This is a genomic window from Pseudomonas sp. A39, from assembly GCF_058145955.1.
Genome location: NZ_JBYVMD010000006.1, coordinates 32,206 through 54,523 on the forward strand (window position 1 = coordinate 32,206; position 22,318 = coordinate 54,523).

Sequence of the window (22,318 nt, forward strand, 5' to 3'; positions counted from 1 at the left end):
GGACCACCTATCGTTACAGCTTTCCGTGTGTAAGGAAGCTCACGATATGCTGCGAAACATTCCACTCAGTGCCTCAGGCCGGTTACGGCTGCTCATCGGGGTAACCTTGTGCAGCCAGTTGCTGATGCCCACCTTTGCCATGGCCGACCCAGCCTATGACGCCCTGATCATCCAGGCGCGCAACGGCAACTTCACCCCCGCCCTGACTCAATTGCGCCAATTGCCTGCCGAGCGCCAGACGCCAGGCCAGATCAGCGATCACCTGGTGATCGCCGGTTGGGCCGGCCAGGATGCCGAAGTGCTGAAGGTGTACGAGGCGCAGGGTCAGAACCGCAACTTGACTGCCCAGGCGCTGGCCACGGTTGCGCGTACCTATCGCAACCAGAAGCAGTGGGCGCAGGCCGAGGCGGTCTATCGCAAGGCGCTGCTGCGTGAACCGAATAATGTCGACCTGCAATTGGGCCTGGCCCTTACCCAGGCTGACGGTGGTAAGGCCAGCGAAGCGGTGCAGCGCACCCGCGCCTTGGTGGCCGCCAAGCCCGATGACCCCAACCGGCGCATGGCGCTGGGCTACGCGCTGACTCGCGCGGGCTTGCAGTTCGATGCGCTGCATGAGTTCGACCAGGCGTTTATCCGCGCCGGCGACAAACCGGAAGTGGCCCGCGAATACATCGTCGCCCTGCAAAAGGCGCGTTTACCGGAGCCTGCATTGCGCCTGTCGGCCCAGCGTCCGGGGCTTGTTGACCCCGTCACTCAGCGTCGCCTGGAAGGTGACCTGGCGGCCGAGCGCGTGCGCATGGCCGAGTTCGCCACGCGCTCCGAGAAAGAACGCTATGTCATCGCTGATCGTGCCTTGCAGGGCTACGACCAACTCCTCGCCCGCTGGACCCCGGACGCTAAGGCCCATGACGACGTGCTGACCTGGCGCATCGACCGCCTGGGCGCGCTCAAGGCACGGGCACGCACCGCTGACGTGATTCGCGAGTACGAAACCCTCAAGGCCGAGGGTGTGCAATTGCCCACCTACGCTGTGCGTTGGGTGGCGGCATCCTATCTCGACCAGCGTCAGCCGGAAAAAGCCGAACCGTTGTACCGCCAGGCGTTGAGCGCCCCCGACGCCGAGCCCGATGATCGGGTCGAAGACACCACGGCGTTGTTCTACGCTTTGCAGGAAAGCGATAAAGCCGACGACGCCCGCGAAGTCGCCAACAACCTCGCCAAGAACCAAAGCCCTCGGGTCGAACTCAAGGGTTTGCCTGTCGGCAACCCCAGCGATGCGTGGATGGATGCGCAACAACTGTCAGCCCAGGCCGGCGTTTTCGGCGGGGACCTGCCAGGCAGCGAGGCCGGCCTGGAAGCGCTGGTGGCAAAAGCCCCGGGCAATGTCGGCTTGCGCCTGGCCCAGGCCGACATGTACCGCGCCCGTGATTGGCCACGGCGCGCCGAAGGCCTTCTCAAGGAAACCGAAGCCCAGGCCCCGCGCGACATTGGCCTGGAAGTGAGCCAGGCCTACACCGCCATGGACTTGCAGGAGTGGCGCCAACTCGATGTGCTGACCGATGACGTGGTCGCGCGCAACCCGGACAACCGCCAGGTGCAGCGCCTCAGTCGCCTTCGCGATGTGCATGATATGGCCGAGCTACGGGTCGAGGCCTACACCGGTAAAAGCTTCGGCGGTGGCAACGACGGCGATGCGGGTGCCGTTTCCGGCAGCCGTGACTGGGGTATCGAAAGCCGCCTCTACACGCCGCCCATCGACGAAGACTGGCGCCTGTTCGCCGGTGCCGGCTATGCCCGCGCCGATTTCGAAGAGGGCACCGGCCAGCATCGTTGGCAGGTGGTCGGCGTAGAGCGGCGCACCCGCGACATGACCATTGAAGCCGAGGTGTCCAACCACTCCTACGGTGATGGCTCAAAACAAGGCGCTGCCGTGTCGATTGCCCGCGACATCAACGACAACTGGCAATACGGCGGCAGCCTTGGCTACCTCCTGTCCACCACCCCGCTGCGGGCGTTGAATGACGGCGTCACGGCCAACGGCGGCAGCGGTTTCATCCGCTGGCGTGCCAATGAAAGCCGCGAATGGAAACTGACCCTCAGCCCGTCCCATTTCAGCGATGGCAACGACCGTTTCGAAGCCTTGCTCAGCGGCCGGGAAGGCCTCTACAGCTCGTCGAAAGTGCAAGTGGACCTGGGCCTGGAAGTCGGCGCCAGCCGCAACAGCAAGGAAGACACGGTGTACTTCAACCCGAAGTCGGACTTCACCGTGTTGCCTGTCCTCAACATCAACCATGTGCTCTATCACCGCTACGAGACCCAGTGGAGTCAGCAGTTCCAGGTCGGTGCGGGTACGTATAGCCAGCGGGATTATTCCACCGGTGGCATCGGTCTGGTGGGCTACGGCCAACGCTTTCGCTGGAACGATGTCCTGGAAGCCGGCGCCAACCTGAGCCTGATCAGCCGACCTTATGACGGTGATCGCGAACGCGATCTGCGTCTGCTCGTCGACCTCACTTACCGTTTCTAGAAGAGCCTGACCATGACCGTCCTCAGCCGTTGCCTGTTGATCCTGGGCGTAATGCTGGCCAGTGCCTGCGCCCAGCAACCCGCACCCTTTACTCCACCCGCCGAGCGGCCGACCCCGGCCAACGAAGCGCCGTGGCCGAAAAACCATTTCCTGGGCATTGCCTACCACGACGTCGAGGATCGCGACCCCGATCAGGCGGTGGTGGCGGTGCGTACCGAACGTTTGATCGAACAGCTGGCCTGGCTGCGCGAGAACGGCTACCAGGCGGTCAGCGTCGACCAGATCCTGTCAGCCCGCAACGGTGGGCGGCCGCTGCCACCCAAAGCCATCATGCTCAGCTTCGATGACGGTTATTCCAGCTTCTACACACGGGTGATGCCGATCCTGCGCGCCTATCGCTGGCCGGCGTTGTTGGCGCCGGTGGGCTACTGGATCGATACGCCGATGGACAAACCGGTGGACTTTGCCGGCCAACCACGGCCGCGTGGAGAGTTTCTTACCTGGCAGCAGATCCGCGAAGTGTCCCAGTCGGGCCTGGTGGAAATTGCGGCGCACACCGATGCCAGCCACACCGGCATCCTCGCCAACCCCCAGGGCAACTTGGAGCCGGCGGCAACCTCGCTGCGCTTTGATCCGGCCACGGGCCGTTATGAAAGCCAAGCGCAGTTCGATGCGCGCATGCGTGCCGATGTGGTGGCGATCTCCAACAAGATCCAAAAAGTCACGGGCAAGAAACCACGGGTGTGGGTATGGCCCTACGGTGCAGCCAAGGGCACTTCGCTGGCGATCGTTGGCGAGCAGGGCTATCAAATGGCCCTGACCCTGGAAGATGGCCTAGACAGCTCCAGTGACCTGATGAACAGCCCGCGCTTCCTGGTCGCCTCTGACCCGGACGGCGAGCACTTCGCCAACAGCATCGTCGCGGCGCAAGCCAAGGCACCGCTGCGCGTGCTGCATGTGGACCTGGACAACGTCTACGACCCGGACCCGGCCCAGCAAGCGCGCAACCTCGACCAACTGGTGCAGAGGGTCGTCGACATGGGCGCGGGCACCGTGTTCCTGCAAGCCTTCGCCGACCCCAAGGGTGATGGTCTGGTGCATGAACTGTATTTCCCCAACCGTCACTTGCCGGTACGTGCCGACTTGTTCAACCGCGTCTCCTGGCAATTGCACACCCGTGCCCATGCCGCGGTGTATGCCTGGATGCCGGTGCTCAGTTTCGCCCTCGACCCCAAGCTGCCGCGCGTGACGCGCTGGGACCCGAAAACCGGCCAGGTCGGCCTCGACCCCGACCAATACAAACGCCTGTCGCCGTTTGACCCGCAGGTGCGCAAGATCATTGGTGAGATCTATGAAGACCTGGCGCGCAACAACGCCATCGACGGTGTGCTGTACCACGACGATGCGGTGCTCAACGACTTCGAAGACGCCAGCCCGGCCGCGCTCAAGGCGTATGCCGCCAACGGCCTGCCGAATACGATCGAGGCCCTGCGTGCCGACCCGGCCGTGATGCAACGCTGGACGCGCTTCAAGAGCCGCTACCTGATCGACTTCACCAACGAGCTGACCGCCAAGGTCCGCGCCATCGGTGGGCCGCAGGTGCAGACCGCGCGCAATATCTTCGCCGAGCCGATGCTCAATCCCGGCAGCGAAGCCTGGTTCGCGCAGAACCTTGATGACTTCCTCCAGACCTACGACTGGACCGCGCCCATGGCCATGCCGTTGATGGAAGGCCAAGAGTACAAGACCTCCAACGCCTGGCTGGAGAAGCTGGTGGCGACGGTCAAGGCGCGTCCTGGCGCGATGGAGCGCACGGTATTCGAACTGCAAGCCAAAGACTGGCGCACCAAGGCCGCGCCGGATATTGACGCTAAGCAGATGGCTGAATGGATGGGTGTACTCAAGCGCCAGGGTGTCACGAGTTTCGGTTACTACCCGGACAACTTCCTGGAAAACTCCCCGGACCTGAAGACTGTGCGTCCGGCCCTTTCCAACCAATGGAACCCTTGACCATGTTCGACAGACTCCTGGCTTTATTCGTGCTGGCATTGGTATTGGGCGTGCCCCTGGGCCTGATCTTCCTGGTCACCGGGCAGTTCCTGATGGACTTTGTGTTTTTCTACCCGCTGTTCATGTCGGCGTTGTGGATCGCAGGCGGCGTTTACTTCTGGCTGCACTGGGAGCGCCACTGGCCCTGGGAAGAAGACACACCGGCACCCACGCTGGCCGGCAACCCGCTGATCTCGATCATCATCCCGTGCTACAACGAAGGGGATAACGCCGCCGACACCATCCATGCGGCGCTGGGCCAGCTGTACCCGAACATCGAAGTGATCGCGGTGAACGACGGCTCCAAGGACAACACCGCCGCCGTGCTCGACGCACTGGCACTGGAGCACCCGCGCCTGCGCGTGCTGCACCTGGCGCAGAACCAAGGCAAGGCGGTGGCCTTGCGCATGGGGGCCGTGGCCGCACGCAGCGAATACCTGGTGTGCATCGACGGCGATGCGTTGCTGGATAAAAACGCGGCGGCCTACCTGGTTGCGCCGATGCTCGATAACCCGCGCCTGGGCGCCGTGACCGGCAACCCACGGATCCGCACACGCTCGACCTTGATCGGCCGGGTGCAAGTGGGTGAGTTCTCTTCGATCATCGGCTTGATCAAGCGGACACAACGGGTGTTTGGCCGGATCTTCACGGTGTCGGGTGTGGTGGTAGCGTTCCGTAAAAAGGCGCTCGACCGTATCGACTACTGGAGCACCGACATGATCACCGAGGACATCGATGTCAGTTGGAAGCTGCAGCTTGATCACTGGAGCATCTTCTACGAGCCGCGTGCCCTGTGCTGGATCCTGATGCCCGAAACCGTCGGCGGCCTGTGGAAACAGCGCCTGCGTTGGGCCCAGGGCGGTGCCGAAGTGCTGTTCAAGAATATCCGTGGCATCTGGCAATGGCGTCACCGCTACCTGTGGCCGCTGCTGTTCGAATACTGCCTGTCCACCGGTTGGGCGTTCACGTTCCTGCTGTCGGTGATTTTCTGGGGGGTGGGCAAGTTCATTCCGCTGCCCCAGGCCATTGCCGTGGACTCCCTGATGCCGCCGGCGTTTACCGGGCTGGTACTGGCGATGGTGTGCCTGTTGCAGTTTGCGGTGAGCATCCTGATCGACCGCCGCTACGAGAAAGACCTGTGGAAAACCCTGTTCTGGACCGTGTGGTACCCGATGGTGTTCTGGCTGGTCAGTTTGTTCACCACCCTGGTCAGCTTTCCCAAGGTGCTGTTCAACCAGCACCAGAAGCGTGCGCGCTGGGTCAGCCCCGATCGCGGCATCAAACCCACTGAAGAGGAGGCGTGATCATGAAACTGGTCAGAACCCGCCAACGTACCGTGATGTGGATCATCGATGTGCTGTTGACCCTGATGGCCTGGGCCGGGTTGATCTGGCTGCTGGCCCGCGGGATCGGCTCGATGCTCGACAGCCACGGTGGGCCACGGATTGAAGCGCCGATCTTTGCAGCGCTCAATACCCTGCAGATCTACCTGTGGATCGCGCTGTTCAACGCTGTGATCCTGGTCAGCTGGGCCCGCTACCAGCAACGCAAGGGGCGCAAGTTCGCCCAGCGTCGCGCGGAGGCCAAAGCCCTCACCGACAAGAACCTGAGCGAGAGCTTCAGCCTTGCTGAAGGAGACCTTGAGCAGTTGCGTCGACCTGGGGTGTTGGTGATCCATAACGACGAGGACGGCGGTGTCGCGCAAGTGACATCCCATGTCTCCCGCGATGTGGAAAAGCCGGGGCTGACACTGGTGCCTGGCAAGGACCAGACCAAAGACGCCGGTTGAGTATTGTGACGGGCGGGCTTTGTGTCTGCCGCAAGCCCGCTCGTCACAGGCATAAGCTTTAAGCCCATAAATGGGATCCAAATCACAAAAAGGCCGCGAACTTTTCTGCTGTTTTCGGTACTAACTTATCTCGGCAAGAACTTGATGGCTAATTAATAGCAATCTGTTAGTTCTCCGACGAATCGCGATCAATAGTGCTGCCGCTTGTCGGATTAATACTTCCAGTTACAAGCCGTTCGCCTATTTGATTATTTTTACTTGTTATTAATCAATGAGTTGCGTGATTAGCTTGCGCGAATATCCAACTAGCTCCGTTCTTTGAGTTGGCGGAAGTTCGATGTTAGTTTGCCGCCCTTTGATTTTCGACGGATCGAACATGTCTTCGTTATTGCCACGGACTCGGTATCTGCTGTGCACTTTCCTGCTCGCTTATTTGAGCCTGAACAGCGCCTCGGCCGCCCCTACGCCCGGGGATCAGGACCTGATCCGCGACCGGCAGAACCGCTTGCTCGAAGAGCAGCGCCGGCGCCTCGAAGAGCTCCAGGACCTGCCGGGCAAGGGCACCCAGTCCCAGACCCCGGCCGCGCCTGCCGACACCCGTTGCTTCCCTATCAGAGACATCCAACTGCAGGGTGCCGACAGCCTGTCGACGTCGGACCGCGTGCGCCTGCTCAAGCCCTATGTGGGCCAATGCCTGGGTGTCTCGCAGCTCAATGAGCTGCTTAAGGTCATCACTGATTTCTACATCGCCAAAGGCCGTGTCACCAGCCGCGCCTACCTGCCGCAGCAGGACCTTTCCAGCGGCCACCTGCAGGTGCTGGTGGTGGAAGGCAAGCTCGAAGGCGTGAAAGGCGGCCCAGGCAGCACCGTCACCGACCGCGAACTGGCGATGGCCTTTCCCGGCAAGGTGGGTGAGCCGCTCAACCTGCGCGAAGTCGAGCAACTGGTCGACCAACTCAGCCGCTTGCCGTCCAAGCAGGCGCAGATGGAGCTGACGCCCGGCAGCCAAGTGGGCGGCAGCGAAGTGGTGGTCAAGAACACCCCGCAGAAACCCTGGCGCGCCAGCCTGTCGCGTAACAACGACGGTCAGAAAAGCACCGGCGAACAGCAATGGGGTGCTGGTCTTGAGTGGGACAGCCCCCTCGGCCTGGCCGATCAACTGATACTGCGCGGCGGCCACGACGCCATGAGTGACCACCAGAAAACCTCGAAAAACAGCATGCTCTACTACAACGTGCCATGGGGCTGGTGGAACTTCAGTTACACCTACAGCGAAAGCGACTACCGCACCCTCGGCGATGCTGATGGCTTCAAGTTCAAGCAGTCCGGCGACAGCCAGAACCATCAGCTGCGCGCCGAGCGTGTGATCCATCGTGACGATGTGAGCAAGACCTCGGTGAACGTCGGCCTCGCCCATATACGCACCAACAACTACTTGCTCGACACTCGCCTGGGCCCCAGCAGCAACCGCCTCAGTGAGTTCCAGGTCGGCATCAACCACGGGCGGCGTATCGGCAGCGCCTTCGTCAACCTCGACCTGGGTATGCAGAACGGCATCGGCGCCTTCGACGCGCAAAGCAATGACCAGGAACGCGATCGCGAGGGCAACCTCACGCCCACGCCGAACTACCGCAAATACACCGCCACGCTCAGCTACCTGCAGCCCTTCACGCTGTGGGGTGAGTCGTTCAGTTTTTCCAGCCTGGCCACCGGGCAGCGCAGTGAAGACGTGCTGTTCAGCCCCCAGCGTATCAGCCTGGGCGGGTCGGCCTCGGTACGCGGCTACAAGGACCAGCAACTCACCGGCGACAGCGGTGGCTACTGGCGCAACGACATTCGCTGGGCCCGCCCGGTGACGTGGGACTGGATGCGCCCGGCGTTCCTGGAATACGGCGCCAGTGTCGGCTACGACCAGGGTGTGATCCGCAATGACCGCTACAACGAAACGCTCCATGGCCGGGTTTCGAGCAACTCCTTGGAGCTGTTCGCCCGCGGCAAAAACGTCAGCGCCAGCGTGACATTTGCCCATTCCCTGGAACGCCCTGCGGTGATGAGCGAGCGCGAAGCGCCGATCTATTTCCGCATGGATTTTTACCTGTAATTCAACGCCAGCTGCCTTGAGATCTTGAATATGGACGTTCGCCCTGCTTCTGCCCTGAAAAGCCTAACCCAGCGCGGCCTCGCACTGATTTTGGCGAATGCGCTGTTCTGGCAGCCGCTGTTGGCCCAGGCCGACGGCATTGTCGTCAGCGGCCCTGGCACCACGGTCGGCCAGGCAGGCAATGGCGTGCCGGTGGTGAACATCGCCACGCCGAACGGCAGCGGCCTGTCGCACAACCAATTCAAGGACTACAACGTCGGCCCCAACGGCGTGATCCTTAACAACGCCAGCGGGCCGGTGCAAAGCACGCAACTGGGCGGGATCATCGTCGGCAACCCGAACCTCAGGGGCGGCGCGGCGAATGTCATCCTCAACGAAGTCAAAGGCGGCAGCCCCAGCCAATTGCGCGGCTACACCGAAGTGGCGGGCCAGTCGGCCAAGGTCATCGTCGCCAACCCCTACGGCATCAGCTGCAACGGTTGCGGGTTCATCAACACCCCCAACGTCACCCTGACCACCGGTAAACCGATGATCGATCAGGCCGGGCAGCTGAAAAGCTACCAGGTCGATGGCGGCGCCGTGACCATCGACGGCCAGGGCTTGAATGCAAGCAACGTGGACCGCTTCGAAATCATCACCCGTTCGGCCAAGATCAACGCGAAGATCAACGCCCGCCAACTGACCGTGATCGCCGGCCGCAACGACGTCGATGCACAAAGCCTGAAAACCACTGCGCGCGCCGACGACGGCAGCGCCAAGCCCGAACTGGCCATCGACTCGTCGGCCCTGGGTGGCATGTATGCCGGTGCGATCAAACTGGTGGGCACCGAAGCCGGTGTGGGCGTGAAGCTCGACGGCACACTGGCCGCCAGTGGTGGTGATATTCAGCTCGACGCCAACGGCCACCTGAGCATGGCCCAGGCCGCCGCGAGCGGTGCGGTGGACATCAAGGCCGCGAGCCTGGAGACCAAGGGCGCGGTGTACGCGGGCACCACCCTCAAGGCACAGACCAAGGGCGCACTGAAAAACAGCAAAACCCTCGCCGCCCGCGACAGCATCACCCTGGCCAGCAACGGCCAGCTGACCAACAGCGGCATCATCGAAGCCGGCGTCAACCCCGACAACACGCGCAATGCCGGTGGCGACGTCACCCTCGACAGCCAGCACCTCACCAACACCGGCACGGTGATCGCCAATCGCAACCTCACCGCCACCGCGCAAAGCCTGGATAACCAGGGCGCTACCTTGAGCGCCAAGCAGGCGCTGAGCGTCACCGCCGCCAGCGTCGACAACCGCAACAAAGGTCGCCTGCTCAGCGACGGCGCACAGACCCTCAACGTCAGCGGCCTGCTGGACAACAGCCAGGGCGGCATCATCGACAGCACCGGTGCGTTCACCCTCAACGGCAATACCCTGGAAAACAGCGCCGGTAGCTTGACCGCTGGTGGGGCGATCACCCTCGATTTGATCGGCGACCTGATCAACCGCAACGGCAAGCTGGCCAGCGCCGGGCCGCTGCTGATCCAGCGCGCCGCGCACATCGATAACCAGGGCGGCAAGCTCGCCAGCCAGGGCTTGCTGACGGTATTCGCCAACAGCATCGACAACCGTAACACCGGCACCCTGGCCGCCAACGATGGCCTGGCCCTGACCACCAGCGGCCTGTTGCAAAACAGCGGCAACGGCCTGATCCACAGTGAAAACGCTGGCGTGACCATCACCGCCGGTACGCTCGACAACGACGGTGGCCGTATCGCCGCCAAAGCCGGTGATGCGCAGATCGATGCAACGGATTTCAACAACGGCAGCGGCGCGTTGTTTGCTCGGGATCGCGTGCACCTGACCGGTATGAATGTGGATAACGGCGGCGAAATCGCCGGCAACCGGATCGACGTCAGCCTCAATGGCGCACTGACCAACCGTGGCCTGATCGAAAGCGCCACGGCCCTTGATGTCGAGACCGCCAGCCTCAACAACAGCGGGCAAATGCGCGCCTTGGGCACCAGCGGCAAGACCCGCTACGCCATCGGTGGCCTGCTCAACAACAGCGGTAGCCTGGAAACCGCCAACGACCAATTGAGCCTCGCCGCGACCCGCTTCCAGAACACCGGTGGCAAGGTGTTGCACGTGGGCACCGGCGCGCTCGACCTCAGTGGCATCAGCCTCGATGACGTGGGTGGCAGCCTGGTCACCAACGGCGACCTGACCTTCGACAAAGTCAATTGGACCAACAGCACCGCGATCCAGGCCGGGCGCCTGACCGTCAACGTGGATAACCTGCAACAGACCGCCACCGGCAAACTGCTCGGCACCCGCGCCCTGGTCGGCAGCGGCAAGGACTGGACCGTGGGCGGCAGCGTCGCCAGCCAGGGCAGCCTGGATCTTTCGGTGGACAACCTGCTCAACGACCACGGCCTGATCTTCAGTGGCGGCGACCTGAACCTCAAGGTCGAGCGCCTGAAAAACCTCGGCGCCACGATCTACGCCATGGGTAACCTGCGCGTCGACCGCGACGGCCAGGGCGGCTTGGCCACCAGCATCATCAACAGCTCGGGCACCATCGAGAGCGAGCGCAACCTGGTCCTGGCCGCCAGCACGATCCAGAACATCCGCACTGTGCTCAACACCGAGTCTGGTATCTACAGCGCCTCCATCACGCCCACCGCCTGCATCTTTCGCGTGACCGGTGGAGACTGCGACGGCCCCAAGCAGAACCGCCCGTTCCTGATTACCCAGCGTGATCACTTCATCGTCAGCCAGGCCACGGCAGCGTCCAGCATCACCTCGGGCGGCAACATGCTGCTCACCGGCGGCGAGTTGCTCAATAGCAGCAGTAGCATCGGCGCCGGTGGCAACCTCACGGCCGTCGTCAACCAACTCACCAATGTCGGTGTAGTGACCCACGACACTCAGTACGATCGCATCTTCACCTCCGCCCGTGAGCGCAAGCCCGGTGCCTGGTACCGCGAAGCCGCTGCGTTCACCCAGCGCTATTCGGCCGGCCAGGACATGGGCGGCGTCGAAGCGGGCCTGGCCTCGTTCATCGGTAAGATGGAGAGCGAGCAGATCGCCCTGCGCAAGACCACCCAGTTAAGCGCGCCAGACCAAAGTTACGCCGCTGTGATCCAAGCCGGCGGCAGCGTGGATGTGAAGGCCCAGGCCGGCATCGACAACAGCGTCGTGCGAGGTGGCTACACCTACGTCGGCAGCGGCGCCAACACCAATGCGCCGGGCTACTCGACCCTGGTCAGCCTCAACCCGCAACTGCCACCGGACGTGGCCCAGCAACAGGTCAACCCGCTGGGTCTGCCTGGCTTCGACCTGCCCAGCGGCCAGAACGGCCTGTTCCACCTCAACGACAGCGATGGCGCCAAAGGCCTGCCCACCAGCCAGTTCGCGGCCAGCCCGCATAAATACCTGATCGAAACCAACCCGCTGTTCACGGATATGCGTCAGTTCCTGGGCTCGGACTACATGCTGACCAAGCTCGGCTATGACCCCGACACCGCGCAAAAGCGCCTGGGTGATGGTTTCTACGAACAGCGCCTGATCCAGCAAGCCGTACTCGCCCGCACCGGCCAGCGTTTCATCGACGGCCAGACCAGCGACGCCGACCTGTTCAAGCACCTGATGGACAACGCCATCAGCAGCAAAAGCGCCCTGAATTTGTCCGTAGGCGTGAGCCTCACCGCCGAACAAGTCGCCGCCCTGACCCACGATATCGTGTGGCTGGAAAGCACCACCGTCGCCGGCCAGCAAGTGCTGGTGCCGGTGCTGTACCTGGCCCAGGCGAACAACCGCCTGGCACCCAATGGGGCGCTGATTTCCGGCAGCGACGTCAACTTGATCACCGGCAGCAACCTCAATAACGCCGGCACCCTGCGTGCCACCGGCAACCTGCTGGCGAACGTCGGCGGCAACCTCACCAACAGTGGGTTGATGGAAGCCGGTGGTCGCCTCGACCTGCTCAGCGGCAACAACCTGACCAACCGCGCAGGCGGTGTGATCAGCGCGGGCAACGTCAACCTCGCCGCTGGCGCCGACCTGCTCAACGAACGCAGCGTCACCACCCACGAAAGCGCCAGCAGTTACCGCACCGAACGCAGCGACTTCGTCGACAGCGCCGCCCGCATCGAATCGGCCAACGATTTGGCCATGCAGGCGGGCGGCAACGTCAACAACGTCGGCGGTGTGCTCAAGAGCGGTGCCGACACCACGGTCAAGGCCGTGGGCGACGTGAACATCACCGCCTCGAAAACCCTCGACAGCGGCGCCATCGGCAACCGCTCCAGCTTCACCACCATCGCCCAGCAAGGCTCCGTGGTCGACGCTGGCCGCGATCTGCATGTGATTGGCGGGCGCGATATCAGCGCCGTGGCCAGCCAGGTCGAGGCCAAGCGCGACGTCAACCTGATTGCCACCCGCGACCTCAACGCCATTGCGGCGGCCAACGAGCAGCACTCCACGGGCAACACAAAAAAGGTCAAGAGCATCGAAGACCACGTGCAGCAAGTGTCCAGCGTGATCAAGGCCGGCGGCGACGCCACCCTGAGCGCCGGACAGAACCTGCAACTGGTGGCCAGCCAGGTCAATGCCGGCAACGAGGCGTACCTGGTATCCGGCAAAAACCTCGAGCTCAAAGCCGCCGAAAATCAGGACTACAGCTTCTACAGCAAGACCAAGAAAACCTCCCAGGGCAAGAAATTCCGCCTGGATGAAACCGACGTGGTGAACAACGTTGGCAGCCTGGTCAGCGCGGGGACGAACAGCACCGTCGTCGCCGGCACAGACCTGCTGCTGGCCGGCAGTGCCGTTACCGCTGAAAAAGGCGCCACGCAACTGGTCGCCGGCCAAGACGTGAACATCCTTGCCGTCAGTAACGCCGACAGCGCCCGTCATGAACGCAAGGAAAGCAAAAGCAGCTGGGGCGGCCTGAAGTCGAGCAAGGTCCAGGACAAAGTCGACGAAAAACGCACCACCGCCCTGGGCAGCATGGTCTCCGGCGAAACCGTCACAGTCGCCGCGAAACGTGACGCCACGGTCACCGGTTCCAACCTGGTCAGCACCGGCGACCTCGCCGTTCAGGCTGGCCGCGACCTGACCATCGACGCGGCGCAGAACACCTTCGCCCGCACCGACATGCACAAGGAAAAAAATCGCGACCTTACCGGCGTACTGACCGGCAACAAGCTCGGTCTGGACGACATGACCGGCAACCAGAAGCTGTACATCAACAGCTCGAAGCACAACGGCACGGCCAATGAAATGACCTTGACCGGCAGCACGATTGGCTCGAGTGCGGGCAATGTGTCGCTGACGGCGGGGCGTGAGTTGAAGGTGGTGGCCAGCGATCTGGTGAGCACCAAGAACATGGAGTTGAGCGGGGCGAATGTCACCGTTACTTCGGGGATGGAGACGGCCAGTCAGACCAGTAAGGACAGTTCCAAGAGCTTGGCCGTTGGGCGCGTGATCGCGGGCTCGGTGGTGGACACCGCCACCAGCATGCGCGATGCCGTCAAAGCGGCACGTAGTGCTGATGACCCACGACTCAAGGCAGTCAAAATCGCCCAGGCAGCCCTCGCCGCCTACAACCTGAACGGCCAGGCTTCGGACGCCAATGCGCAAAGCTCCGGCTTCAAAAACAAAACCGGCGGCACGCCCGGCAACGGTTCGCTGATCAAGATCGGTACTGAACTGGCCAATAACCGCAGCAAGAACAGCAGCGAATTCAACAGCGTCACCGCCAAGCAGAGCACGCTCAACGCAGGGCAAGACTTGTCGATCGTTGCCACGGGCGCAGCGGCGGGTACTCAGGGTGATATCCAGATCACCGGCAGCAGCTTGAAAGCCGCCAACACCTTGTTGTTAGCCAAAAACGATGTGTTGATGCAAAGCGCACAGAACACCACCGACCGCAAAAACGAAGGGTCGAAAAATAAAACCGCTATTGGCGCCAGCTTCAATATTGGCGAGCAAAACGGCTTCACCCTCGACCTCGGAGCGCAGGGTGCCAAGAACAATGGCAATGGTAACTCCGTCACTCAGGTCAATAGCACCCTCGATACGGGCAGCCTGTTGTTACAAAGCGGTGGCGATACCACCCTCAAAGGCGCCCAGGTTCGTGCGGACCGTATCAAGGCAGATATTGGCGGCAACCTCAATATTATCTCCCTCCAGGACACCGAGTCTTCGCGCAGCAAACAGAGCAGCGCAGGCTTCGGCGCGAGTATCTGCGTCCCGCCGTTCTGCTACGGCTCTACCGTAGCGGGCTCGGCGAACCTTGCCGCCGCCAATATGAACAGCGACTACAAGGGCGTGACCGACCAGAGCGGTTTGTATGCCGGCACGGGCGGCTACGACATCAATGTCGGCAAGAACACCACCCTGCAAGGTGCGGTGATTGCCAGTGAAGCGTCAGCTGATAAGAACCGGCTTAGCACTGACCGCCTGATCGTCAGCGACATCAAGAATGTCAGCGAAATCAAAAGTCAGTCTGCCGGTATTTCGGTGTCTTCCAGCAGTACCAGCGGTGCGTCGATGGGCGGCAGCATCCCGATAGCGCTCAAGGAGAAAGACCATAGCTACACCCGTAGCGCGGTCAGCGAAGGCACGATTGTGGTTCGCAATGCCGAAGGCGCCAATGACCTGGTGGGGCTGAACCGTGACACCGCCAATGCCAATCAGAAACTTGACCGGCCCGATGAAAAGGCCATGCAGGAGCGTATCGACCTGGTCCAAAGCTCGGCGCAGTTGGCCAGTGGGGTGATCAGTGCGGTAGGCAAGGCGAAGGCAGACGAAGCGAAAATGCTTGCCGATGAGGCAAAAAGTCAAGCCAAGGCGGGCTCCCCAGGTGCACTCGCTGCGGCAGAGGCAGCGCATGCGGCCAATGCAGAAGCGTTGCGCTGGCAGATTGGCGGCGACAAAAAATTGATGGCCGACATTGCTACCGGGCTGATTGCTGCAGGACTGGGTGGTGCCCCCGCAGGGACGACCGTGGGTATTGTTGCCAACACCTCGTCCAGTGATATTTTTAACAAGATTGGTAACTTTGCTGACACGCAAAGAGACAAGTCTACCGACGTCACGACCAAGGCTGCCTGGGCTGAAGGCGGTGCTGCCCGAGTTCTTCTGCACGCGCTGGCCGGTGCGGCAATCGGCTTGTCCAGCGGTAGTGTAGAAAGTGGCGCGCTGGGCGCTGGCGCCTCTGCGGTGTTAATGCCCTCTATTGCTAAAGCGCTGGCCAATAGCGATATGTCGTCAGCTGATCAAAAAGCGATTGCCTCGTTGATCGCCGCAGGTGTCGGCACCGCCGTGGGAGCACGTGATGGTGTGAAAGGTAGTTTGGTTGCTGGGGGCGCGGCGTTGGCGGTGGATAAGTTCAACAGGCAACTGCACCCGGAAGAGAAAGAGCTCGCAAAAACGCTGGCTATGAAAAGTAATGGTAAATACACCGCAGAGCAGATTGAAGCGCAGTTGCGGCTGTCTTTCGTCAAAGGGACAGACATAACACCTGGTATCGACATAGTGGCTACAAAAGACGGCATCTATGATTCTGGCGGAAATTGGATGCCCTTGGGCGACGGCAAAACGTTTGTTCAGTTACCCGAAGCTGGTGACCACAAAATCATCGCCTACATCAAGGAAAATACAGGCGCTTATGCGTGGACGATGGAGGCGGAAAGCGGTTTCTCACGTATCCTGACGGCTGATGCATCCGCATACCCGCAGGGCGGGACGGGTAAACGCGATCGCTTGACGGGGTATGCATTAGATGACAAGGGTGGGTACAGGGTCCCTGTGATAATTGAGGGGGTGGTTTATACGCCCAGATATATGTCCTGCGGCAGCGCTGAATGTATTGCATCGGGCGCTAATATTGATCTCAGCGATCCCAATACATTGAAATGGATTAAAGCAGGCAATGCCAAGATGGTTTCTGATGTTGGAACCGCTATGGGTGGCGTAGCCGTATTTACTACAGGGGGGGCAGCAGCTGTGCTGTCGAACGGATCAACAATAGCATCCCTTGTGTCTAGCTATATGACCGACAAAACCCCTGAAGCATTAACCAGTTATGGCTTAAGCGCTGGTTTCGAGCGTTTCGCTGTTAGCAGAGGTATCCCTGCAAGTGAAGCAGCGAGAGTGTCCAATGCACTGGGTGTTGCTAAAGTCTGGGACGAATTGGCGGAAAAAGCTATTGATGTTTTCAAGGGGAATTAGCATGAAGTCGACTTTCTACAAATACAGGTATTTATTGGGAGTATTGCTGCTGATTGCCGCATTACTCAATTGCTTTTTTCGATTTTGGGGCGATGCAAGGCCATTTTTTAGCGCACTGATGCTTCAGTTATGGTTTGGGCAAGCTGTATTTGCCTACCTGAGAGGTGGCTGGGTCTCTATTGGTCCAGGTGGTTTAGGTAAAGATGCAAATCCAGTAGGGCGGGCTGCACTGGCGTTCGTGTGTTTTGTTATTTATTTATTAGGATTTGTATTGGGCTTTGGTAAGGAAGTTTAAGTGACGTACATACACTGAAAAGGGTAAAAAGATAGTTGTGCTCTGCTCAGCAGCAAAAAATCGGGGTCAGACCACGTTTACATTAATGGTGGACTGAGCCCTATTTTTGTGCAAAAGCAACAGGCCAGAGTGTACCTGACGTGATTAGTCCTACTTATCAAGAACTTCAGGGATTAAACAATGGATTCCAGGTGCATCACATCGGGCCTCAATATTTGGGGAAAGTAAAAATAGGGGTCAGACCACGGTTTTGCGCTTTTTAGAGTTCAGCGGAATTGTTCTTTTAAAATATGATTTGTTTTTTGTAATTATTCGATTTTGTTGGCCTGGTGATGGGCGGCTAAGCTGTAAGCTCTTATTCATTTGGGGGTTTATATGGCTCGCCGTCCTAGAGTTATACTGCCGGATATCCCGTTGCACATTATTCAGCGGGGAAATAACCGGTCTGCGTGTTTTTATTCAGACGAAGACTATATTTTTTACGTTGATAAATTAGACCTGCTTGCTGAATTGTATGGCTGTGAAATTCACGCAATGTGCTTGATGACAAATCACGTTCACTTGTTGTTGACTCCCACCTGCTTCGCAGGTGCTGGTCTACTTATGAAAGGGCTGGGGCAGCGCTACGTTCAATACATCAATCGAACCTATCAACGAACGGGCACGTTGTGGGAAGGACGTTTCCGCTCCTGTCTGGTTCAAAAAGACAACTATGTTTTAGCTTGCTATCGATATATCGAAATGAATCCGGTTAGAGCGGGCATGGTTGCTCATCCGGGCGACTATCGCTGGACCAGCTACAGGGCAAATGCACAGGGCGAGCCATCAAGCTTTTTAAGCCCACATGCGGTCTATAGAGAGTTAGGTAGCAGCACCGTGCAACGAGCCGAATCCTACCGGTCTTTATTCAAGGATCGGCTTTCACCTGAGTTGATAGAGCAAATTCGATTTTCTACAAACGGTAATTACGTTTTGGGCGATCAGAAGGTTGCGGTCGAGATTGAGCAGGCATTAGGTAAACGAGTTTCGCAGGGGGTGTCAGGACGCCCAAGGAGTGTGAGCTAAAAGAATAGAAGAATAGTGGTCTGACCCCTATTTCCAGCTTGGTACCGCTAAGACACCCGGTGGTAAGCAAATCAACTATCATGCTGCGGATCGTATGGTAAATCCGCCTAAAGGCAGAGAACCGATGACCATTCTGGAAGTGGAGGATTTCATTGATACCGCAGATAAAATTAGAAAAATAAAAATAGATGATCGTGGTACCTCAGTTACGCTCATGAACTCTAAATATCCTAAAGCTCAAATTGCTGTGGATGGGGATCGTATTATTACAGTTGTTAATCCGGTAAAGAAAAAATGACGATAAATAATTTGATTGAGCATCTTTATAGATTTGTGAGCGATTCTAATATTTCGGTTCAATGGGCAAAAGACGCGGAAACCCTTCTGGATGAAATTGAAGAAAATGAAGGCTTTGGTAAATTTGAAAATCTGTTTGATGAGCTGCAGGAAAAGCTTTCGCTTTATCGGCCTGGTGGCGGAGAGCATCTTATAGATGAGTTTGAAATGAAACTGTTCTGTATAAGGGTTGTTTCAGCACTTTTAGAAGGGAGGTAGGCAATAGGGTCAGTCCGATATTGTCCTCCTGTGAAATAGGGGAATATAGGAGGCAGACCACGATTAGTGCCCTAATGTATATTGGTGGTCTGACCCCTATTTTTCCAAGTTGTAACAGTCAAAGTCGGTGTTCCCGCCCCCAGTAAAACAGGTGTAGCAGAATTTAAGGTGGAACCATGGAACAAGAAGTAATTCAGTGCGAGCGCTCGGGCGTAAACCCGAAATGGCCCTCCTTCAAAAGTGTGCTGGGGCGCATAGCCAAGGGGCCACACGTCTCAGATGAATACGAGTTGAATGGCATCCGTGAATATGTTGAGCGCGGCGATGCATTTGCGAAGCCATCAATGCCTGTACCGAATAGTGACAACGTTACGCGTAGTAGCTCCGAATGGATGGCCGTCACACGAGCCCACAAGGTATTGGCAACCGCACCAGATAACCCGCAATGGCTTCTGGAATTGGCCCATTGGCTGCGCTATTACCAAGTAGGAATTTGGCAGTTGTTCTTCTGGGCGGGTCAGTTCGACATTATTGCCAAAGCGGCAGGCAATGATCGACGCCGCCAAAACTACAGCATCCAAACCGCCACCAATATGATGGCCGCCATGGCGATCCTAGGATGGAAGGATGCCGTCATCCATCAGGGCTATCTCACCCATGCGGCTCTCAACCGTGGGCATCAATTAGTGATTGAGTACGAAGAGCAACACCGCCGCGCCCAAGCCTTTATGCTGCGTGTGTTTGCCGATTGGGTGGGCGATGTCTCGCATCAATGGCCTGCTTATGCTTACGACGAACCCATCTACGAAGCCTTGTTGGCCAAGTGGCGCACTCCCAGCCCCGACGACCTGATGCCCTGTCTGTTGGCCGCGTGTGACCGCCACACTTGGCAAACCGGCAAAGAGAGCCAGAAGAATTCTTACGACTTCAATCAGGACTGGCACTTGGAGCGCGTGCCGGTGGAAATTCTCTATATCCTGCGCCTGCGCCAGTGGGAAGGTTTAGCCAATCCGCAGAAGATTGATCATCCGCTGCTGGCCGTGCCCTTTGATCAATTACCGCCCGAGCAGCCAGTGCCTGAGCTGGACGAGTTGATGCAAGGTGTGCTCAAGCGCGCAAGGGAAGATTGGCCACAGTACGATGAAGTGCTGTCTTTGCCAGCATTGAAGGGTTGAACAGGTGTAAAAGGGAAATAGGAGAAAAGGGGACAGATTTATTTAATAGCTTGCCGGCCAGCGCCAGGCCTCAATAAATCCGTCCCCTTTTTTAGTCGGAAGTTACGGGCTCGGAGCGGGGAGTCATTAGACGTGAATTATTCGAGAATAATTGATCTTATTAAAGAGTCGGATTTCGTTGAGTTTGCTGATTATGGTGACGGGATTGCTGATGAGTGGATTTATAAAGCTGAAACTCGTCTTGGCTTAAAATTTTCGGATAGCTATAAATGGTGGCTGAAGTGTTATTCTGGCGGGGAAATAGCTGGGGAGGAGATTTATAGTATTTACGAAATGGATTTTGACAGTGTCAATGGTGGTGATATCGTTTATATGTCAATAGTTAACGGTCGAAATGGGTTGTGTGGGAAGGAGAGGCTATTTATCTGTGAATCGCCGGGTGCAGAGGAGTCATTTTATTTTGCAACGGGCGATGGTCTTAATGATGGGGAGTATCCTGTTTATAGGCTTAATCTTTATAATCAAGCTTCTAGTTTATATGCGAAAAATTTTATCGATTTCTTAGAAAAAAGAATAATGGCTTACAGTTGATTAATGATTGTGGAGAAAAACGGAGTCTGTAAGGGAGATGGATTGATTTATTTCAATAAATCTGTTCCTTATTCTGAAAGAATAGAGACGGAAATGAGAAAAAATGAACCTTGGTGGCTCGCAGTCTATCTTCCTTGCGCTTGTGCGTTAGGTCTATTGTTCATGTGTGTGTTCTTTCAGGTTGCCGGGTATTGGTTGAGTGGTGGCGAGGACGTTGCCGTGCTTATAAAGGAGAATGTGCCGCTTTATCTCAAGATGGCTGGAGCTGGCTTTATTCTAGGATTTGTTTTGTGGTTGTCTAATGTTCGTTGAACTTCGAATTTTCTTGTTTCATAGATGCTTTTTACCTCTTCAAGGATGATCAATGAAATCCGCAAAATTCTCGCTCCTGGCGTTCCTCATGTCCTGCCTGGTGGCAGGGTGGGGCCTGGTGTATGTCGACCGTATCAAGTGGGATATCTGTGTCGCCGTATTGCTGTACGGCGGCTTCGCATTACTGGGGGCGCTGGGTCTGGTTGCTACCCCCATTGGGCTTTATGGGCTATTCGCCTTCTTGATCATCGTCAAGCTGGGCTCAGCCATCCTGTCCGCCGTGCTGGCGCGTCGCTACAACGGACCGTCCAATGTGCCACGCAAGCGTTTCCACGTTCTTTACGTCGGGGTGATGGTGATTGCGGTACTGATGCTCGATGTATTGCGGGTACCCGTGCTGGGGTTCAAGAATTACTACATCCCTTCCGGGTCGATGGTGCCGACGCTTTCCATTGGCGACTACATCCTGACGGACCTGCGGGCCGGTCCGCCCAAGGTGGGGGATATCGTGGTGTACCGCTGGAATGGCACTGAAGCGGTCAAGCGAGTGGCGGGTGTTGCTGGAGACACGTTAGCCCTGGTGAACGGTGAACTGATCCACAACGGCGAAAACCTCGGGTTGTTTCACGCGCCAGCCGACCGCGTAAAAGGGCCTGAATCCCTTGCAATGGCACCGGTCATGGTCGAGCCAGGGCACCTATTTTTGCTGGGCGACAACCGCTGGAGCAGCAACGACAGCCGCTTCATGGGCCAGGTCGCGGTTGAGGACGTGGTGGGCAAGGTGACGGGCATCTGGTTCTCAAATGAGCGCGCGCGTATCGGGACGACGTTCCCATGAGCCTTTCGAGTGGGGCGTGTCGGATTGTGCAGTGGCTGTGCCTGCTGGTGATGTGCTGCAGCGCCAGCGTATTCATATTGGCCTGGCTTTACCTCGATCGCAGCTCGTCAGTGCTGGGCGTAGCGGCAGGCGCTTTTGTGTGGTGCGGCATTGGCCTGTTGTTTGCGTTTGTGTGTGAACGGTCTCGCACTGCCGCAGCCACGCTCCGGTTTATGTTGACTCGGACAGTGGCGCTGCTGATGCTTGCGGCGGTTGCGGCCTATCTGGTTGGCCTGCTGTGGGTCGAGCCGGAACGCGATTTCATGGAGGCTCAGTTAAAAGGGGCATCGTGTGGCAAGTACACGGGTGTGATTGAAAAAGGGTGGGAGCAAATTTGCGCTGATTCAAAGCAGCCGCAAACGCCTTGAAGCTGGCTGGGCTTGGATAGGCAGTCGGATTGGTCCTTTTGATTGTTCAATGTTCGTTGAGCGTTTTTGATGATGAATCGATATGCAGGAAAGCCCTTTCTCCGTCTTCTTGAATGCTACGTCCTGTCGGCCATTGGTGCGCTGTCCGACCAGCAACGCGCCGATTTGACGGCACTCGAACCCAAGTTGCACGAGCTGTATGGGACGCAGGGCTGTTGGTCTGATGTCGTCGCCTCTCAGATGGAGTTTCCGACCTCCTTGGAGGAAAAAATCCGAGCCGTGTGGCGCACAAATTCGGCAAAATTCACGCAGGCCGGTGTGTCAATTAACGCCGAAGACTTTGCCAGAAACTTTGTCGATACCAATTTTCCTTCTTAAAGCTGGAGCAACACCG

Annotated in this window: 16 protein-coding genes; all 16 read left to right on the plus strand. The window is 58.4% G+C overall.

Going from position 1 to position 22,318, the window contains the following annotated elements:
- Positions 1–46 precede the first annotated feature (46 nt).
- The 16 genes from pgaA to AC3ZU9_RS06355 all read left to right on the plus strand — a co-directional run bounded on the left by pgaA (position 47) and on the right by AC3ZU9_RS06355 (position 22,302).
- On the plus strand, positions 47–2,527 hold the full coding sequence (pgaA, locus tag AC3ZU9_RS06280) for a poly-beta-1,6 N-acetyl-D-glucosamine export porin PgaA (RefSeq protein WP_490090432.1): 2,481 nt from the start codon (positions 47–49) through the stop codon (positions 2,525–2,527).
- A 12-nt stretch (positions 2,528–2,539) separates the two neighbouring features.
- Positions 2,540–4,537: a poly-beta-1,6-N-acetyl-D-glucosamine N-deacetylase PgaB gene (gene pgaB / locus AC3ZU9_RS06285; RefSeq protein ID WP_490090433.1), complete on the plus strand. Its 1,998-nt coding sequence runs from the start codon at positions 2,540–2,542 to the stop codon at positions 4,535–4,537.
- 2 nt (positions 4,538–4,539) lie between these two features.
- Positions 4,540–5,880 carry a poly-beta-1,6-N-acetyl-D-glucosamine synthase gene (pgaC, locus tag AC3ZU9_RS06290; RefSeq protein ID WP_012721584.1) on the plus strand — a complete coding sequence of 447 codons (1,341 nt, stop codon included), beginning with the start codon at positions 4,540–4,542 and terminating at the stop codon, positions 5,878–5,880.
- Between the two features lie 2 nt (positions 5,881–5,882).
- The gene (gene pgaD, locus AC3ZU9_RS06295) at positions 5,883–6,365 is read left to right on the plus strand and encodes a poly-beta-1,6-N-acetyl-D-glucosamine biosynthesis protein PgaD (protein ID WP_043204617.1); all 483 of its coding nucleotides are present in this window, start codon (positions 5,883–5,885) and stop codon (positions 6,363–6,365) included.
- A 376-nt stretch (positions 6,366–6,741) separates the two neighbouring features.
- Positions 6,742–8,466: a ShlB/FhaC/HecB family hemolysin secretion/activation protein gene (locus AC3ZU9_RS06300; RefSeq protein ID WP_490090434.1), complete on the plus strand. Its 1,725-nt coding sequence runs from the start codon at positions 6,742–6,744 to the stop codon at positions 8,464–8,466.
- 30 nt (positions 8,467–8,496) lie between these two features.
- Entirely contained in the window at positions 8,497–16,686 is an 8,190-nt protein-coding gene (locus AC3ZU9_RS06305) for a two-partner secretion domain-containing protein (protein WP_490090435.1), read from the plus strand.
- Between the two features lies 1 nt (position 16,687).
- On the plus strand, positions 16,688–16,981 hold the full coding sequence (locus AC3ZU9_RS06310) for a hypothetical protein (protein WP_080598116.1): 294 nt from the start codon (positions 16,688–16,690) through the stop codon (positions 16,979–16,981).
- A gap of 375 nt (positions 16,982–17,356) precedes the next feature.
- Positions 17,357–18,046 carry a transposase gene (locus AC3ZU9_RS06315; RefSeq protein WP_490090436.1) on the plus strand — a complete coding sequence of 230 codons (690 nt, stop codon included), beginning with the start codon at positions 17,357–17,359 and terminating at the stop codon, positions 18,044–18,046.
- A gap of 124 nt (positions 18,047–18,170) precedes the next feature.
- The gene (locus tag AC3ZU9_RS06320) at positions 18,171–18,344 is read left to right on the plus strand and encodes a hypothetical protein (RefSeq protein WP_156521574.1); all 174 of its coding nucleotides are present in this window, start codon (positions 18,171–18,173) and stop codon (positions 18,342–18,344) included.
- Positions 18,341–18,601: a hypothetical protein gene (locus AC3ZU9_RS06325; RefSeq protein ID WP_490090437.1), complete on the plus strand. Its 261-nt coding sequence runs from the start codon at positions 18,341–18,343 to the stop codon at positions 18,599–18,601. The genes AC3ZU9_RS06320 and AC3ZU9_RS06325 overlap by 4 nt, the downstream gene beginning before the upstream one ends.
- A gap of 500 nt (positions 18,602–19,101) precedes the next feature.
- Positions 19,102–19,776 carry a hypothetical protein gene (locus AC3ZU9_RS06330; RefSeq protein ID WP_102059885.1) on the plus strand — a complete coding sequence of 225 codons (675 nt, stop codon included), beginning with the start codon at positions 19,102–19,104 and terminating at the stop codon, positions 19,774–19,776.
- A gap of 132 nt (positions 19,777–19,908) precedes the next feature.
- Positions 19,909–20,367: an SMI1/KNR4 family protein gene (locus tag AC3ZU9_RS06335; RefSeq protein ID WP_490090438.1), complete on the plus strand. Its 459-nt coding sequence runs from the start codon at positions 19,909–19,911 to the stop codon at positions 20,365–20,367.
- A 42-nt stretch (positions 20,368–20,409) separates the two neighbouring features.
- Positions 20,410–20,679 carry a hypothetical protein gene (locus AC3ZU9_RS06340; RefSeq protein ID WP_490090439.1) on the plus strand — a complete coding sequence of 90 codons (270 nt, stop codon included), beginning with the start codon at positions 20,410–20,412 and terminating at the stop codon, positions 20,677–20,679.
- 52 nt (positions 20,680–20,731) lie between these two features.
- Complete coding sequence (gene lepB / locus AC3ZU9_RS06345; protein ID WP_490090440.1) at positions 20,732–21,517, plus strand: signal peptidase I; 786 nt, start codon at positions 20,732–20,734, stop codon at positions 21,515–21,517.
- On the plus strand, positions 21,514–21,924 hold the full coding sequence (locus tag AC3ZU9_RS06350) for a hypothetical protein (RefSeq protein ID WP_490090441.1): 411 nt from the start codon (positions 21,514–21,516) through the stop codon (positions 21,922–21,924). The genes lepB and AC3ZU9_RS06350 overlap by 4 nt, the downstream gene beginning before the upstream one ends.
- Before the next feature lie 69 nt (positions 21,925–21,993).
- Positions 21,994–22,302, plus strand: a complete 309-nt coding sequence (locus AC3ZU9_RS06355; RefSeq protein WP_102059893.1) for a hypothetical protein — start codon at positions 21,994–21,996, stop codon at positions 22,300–22,302.
- Positions 22,303–22,318: the final 16 nt, after the last annotated feature.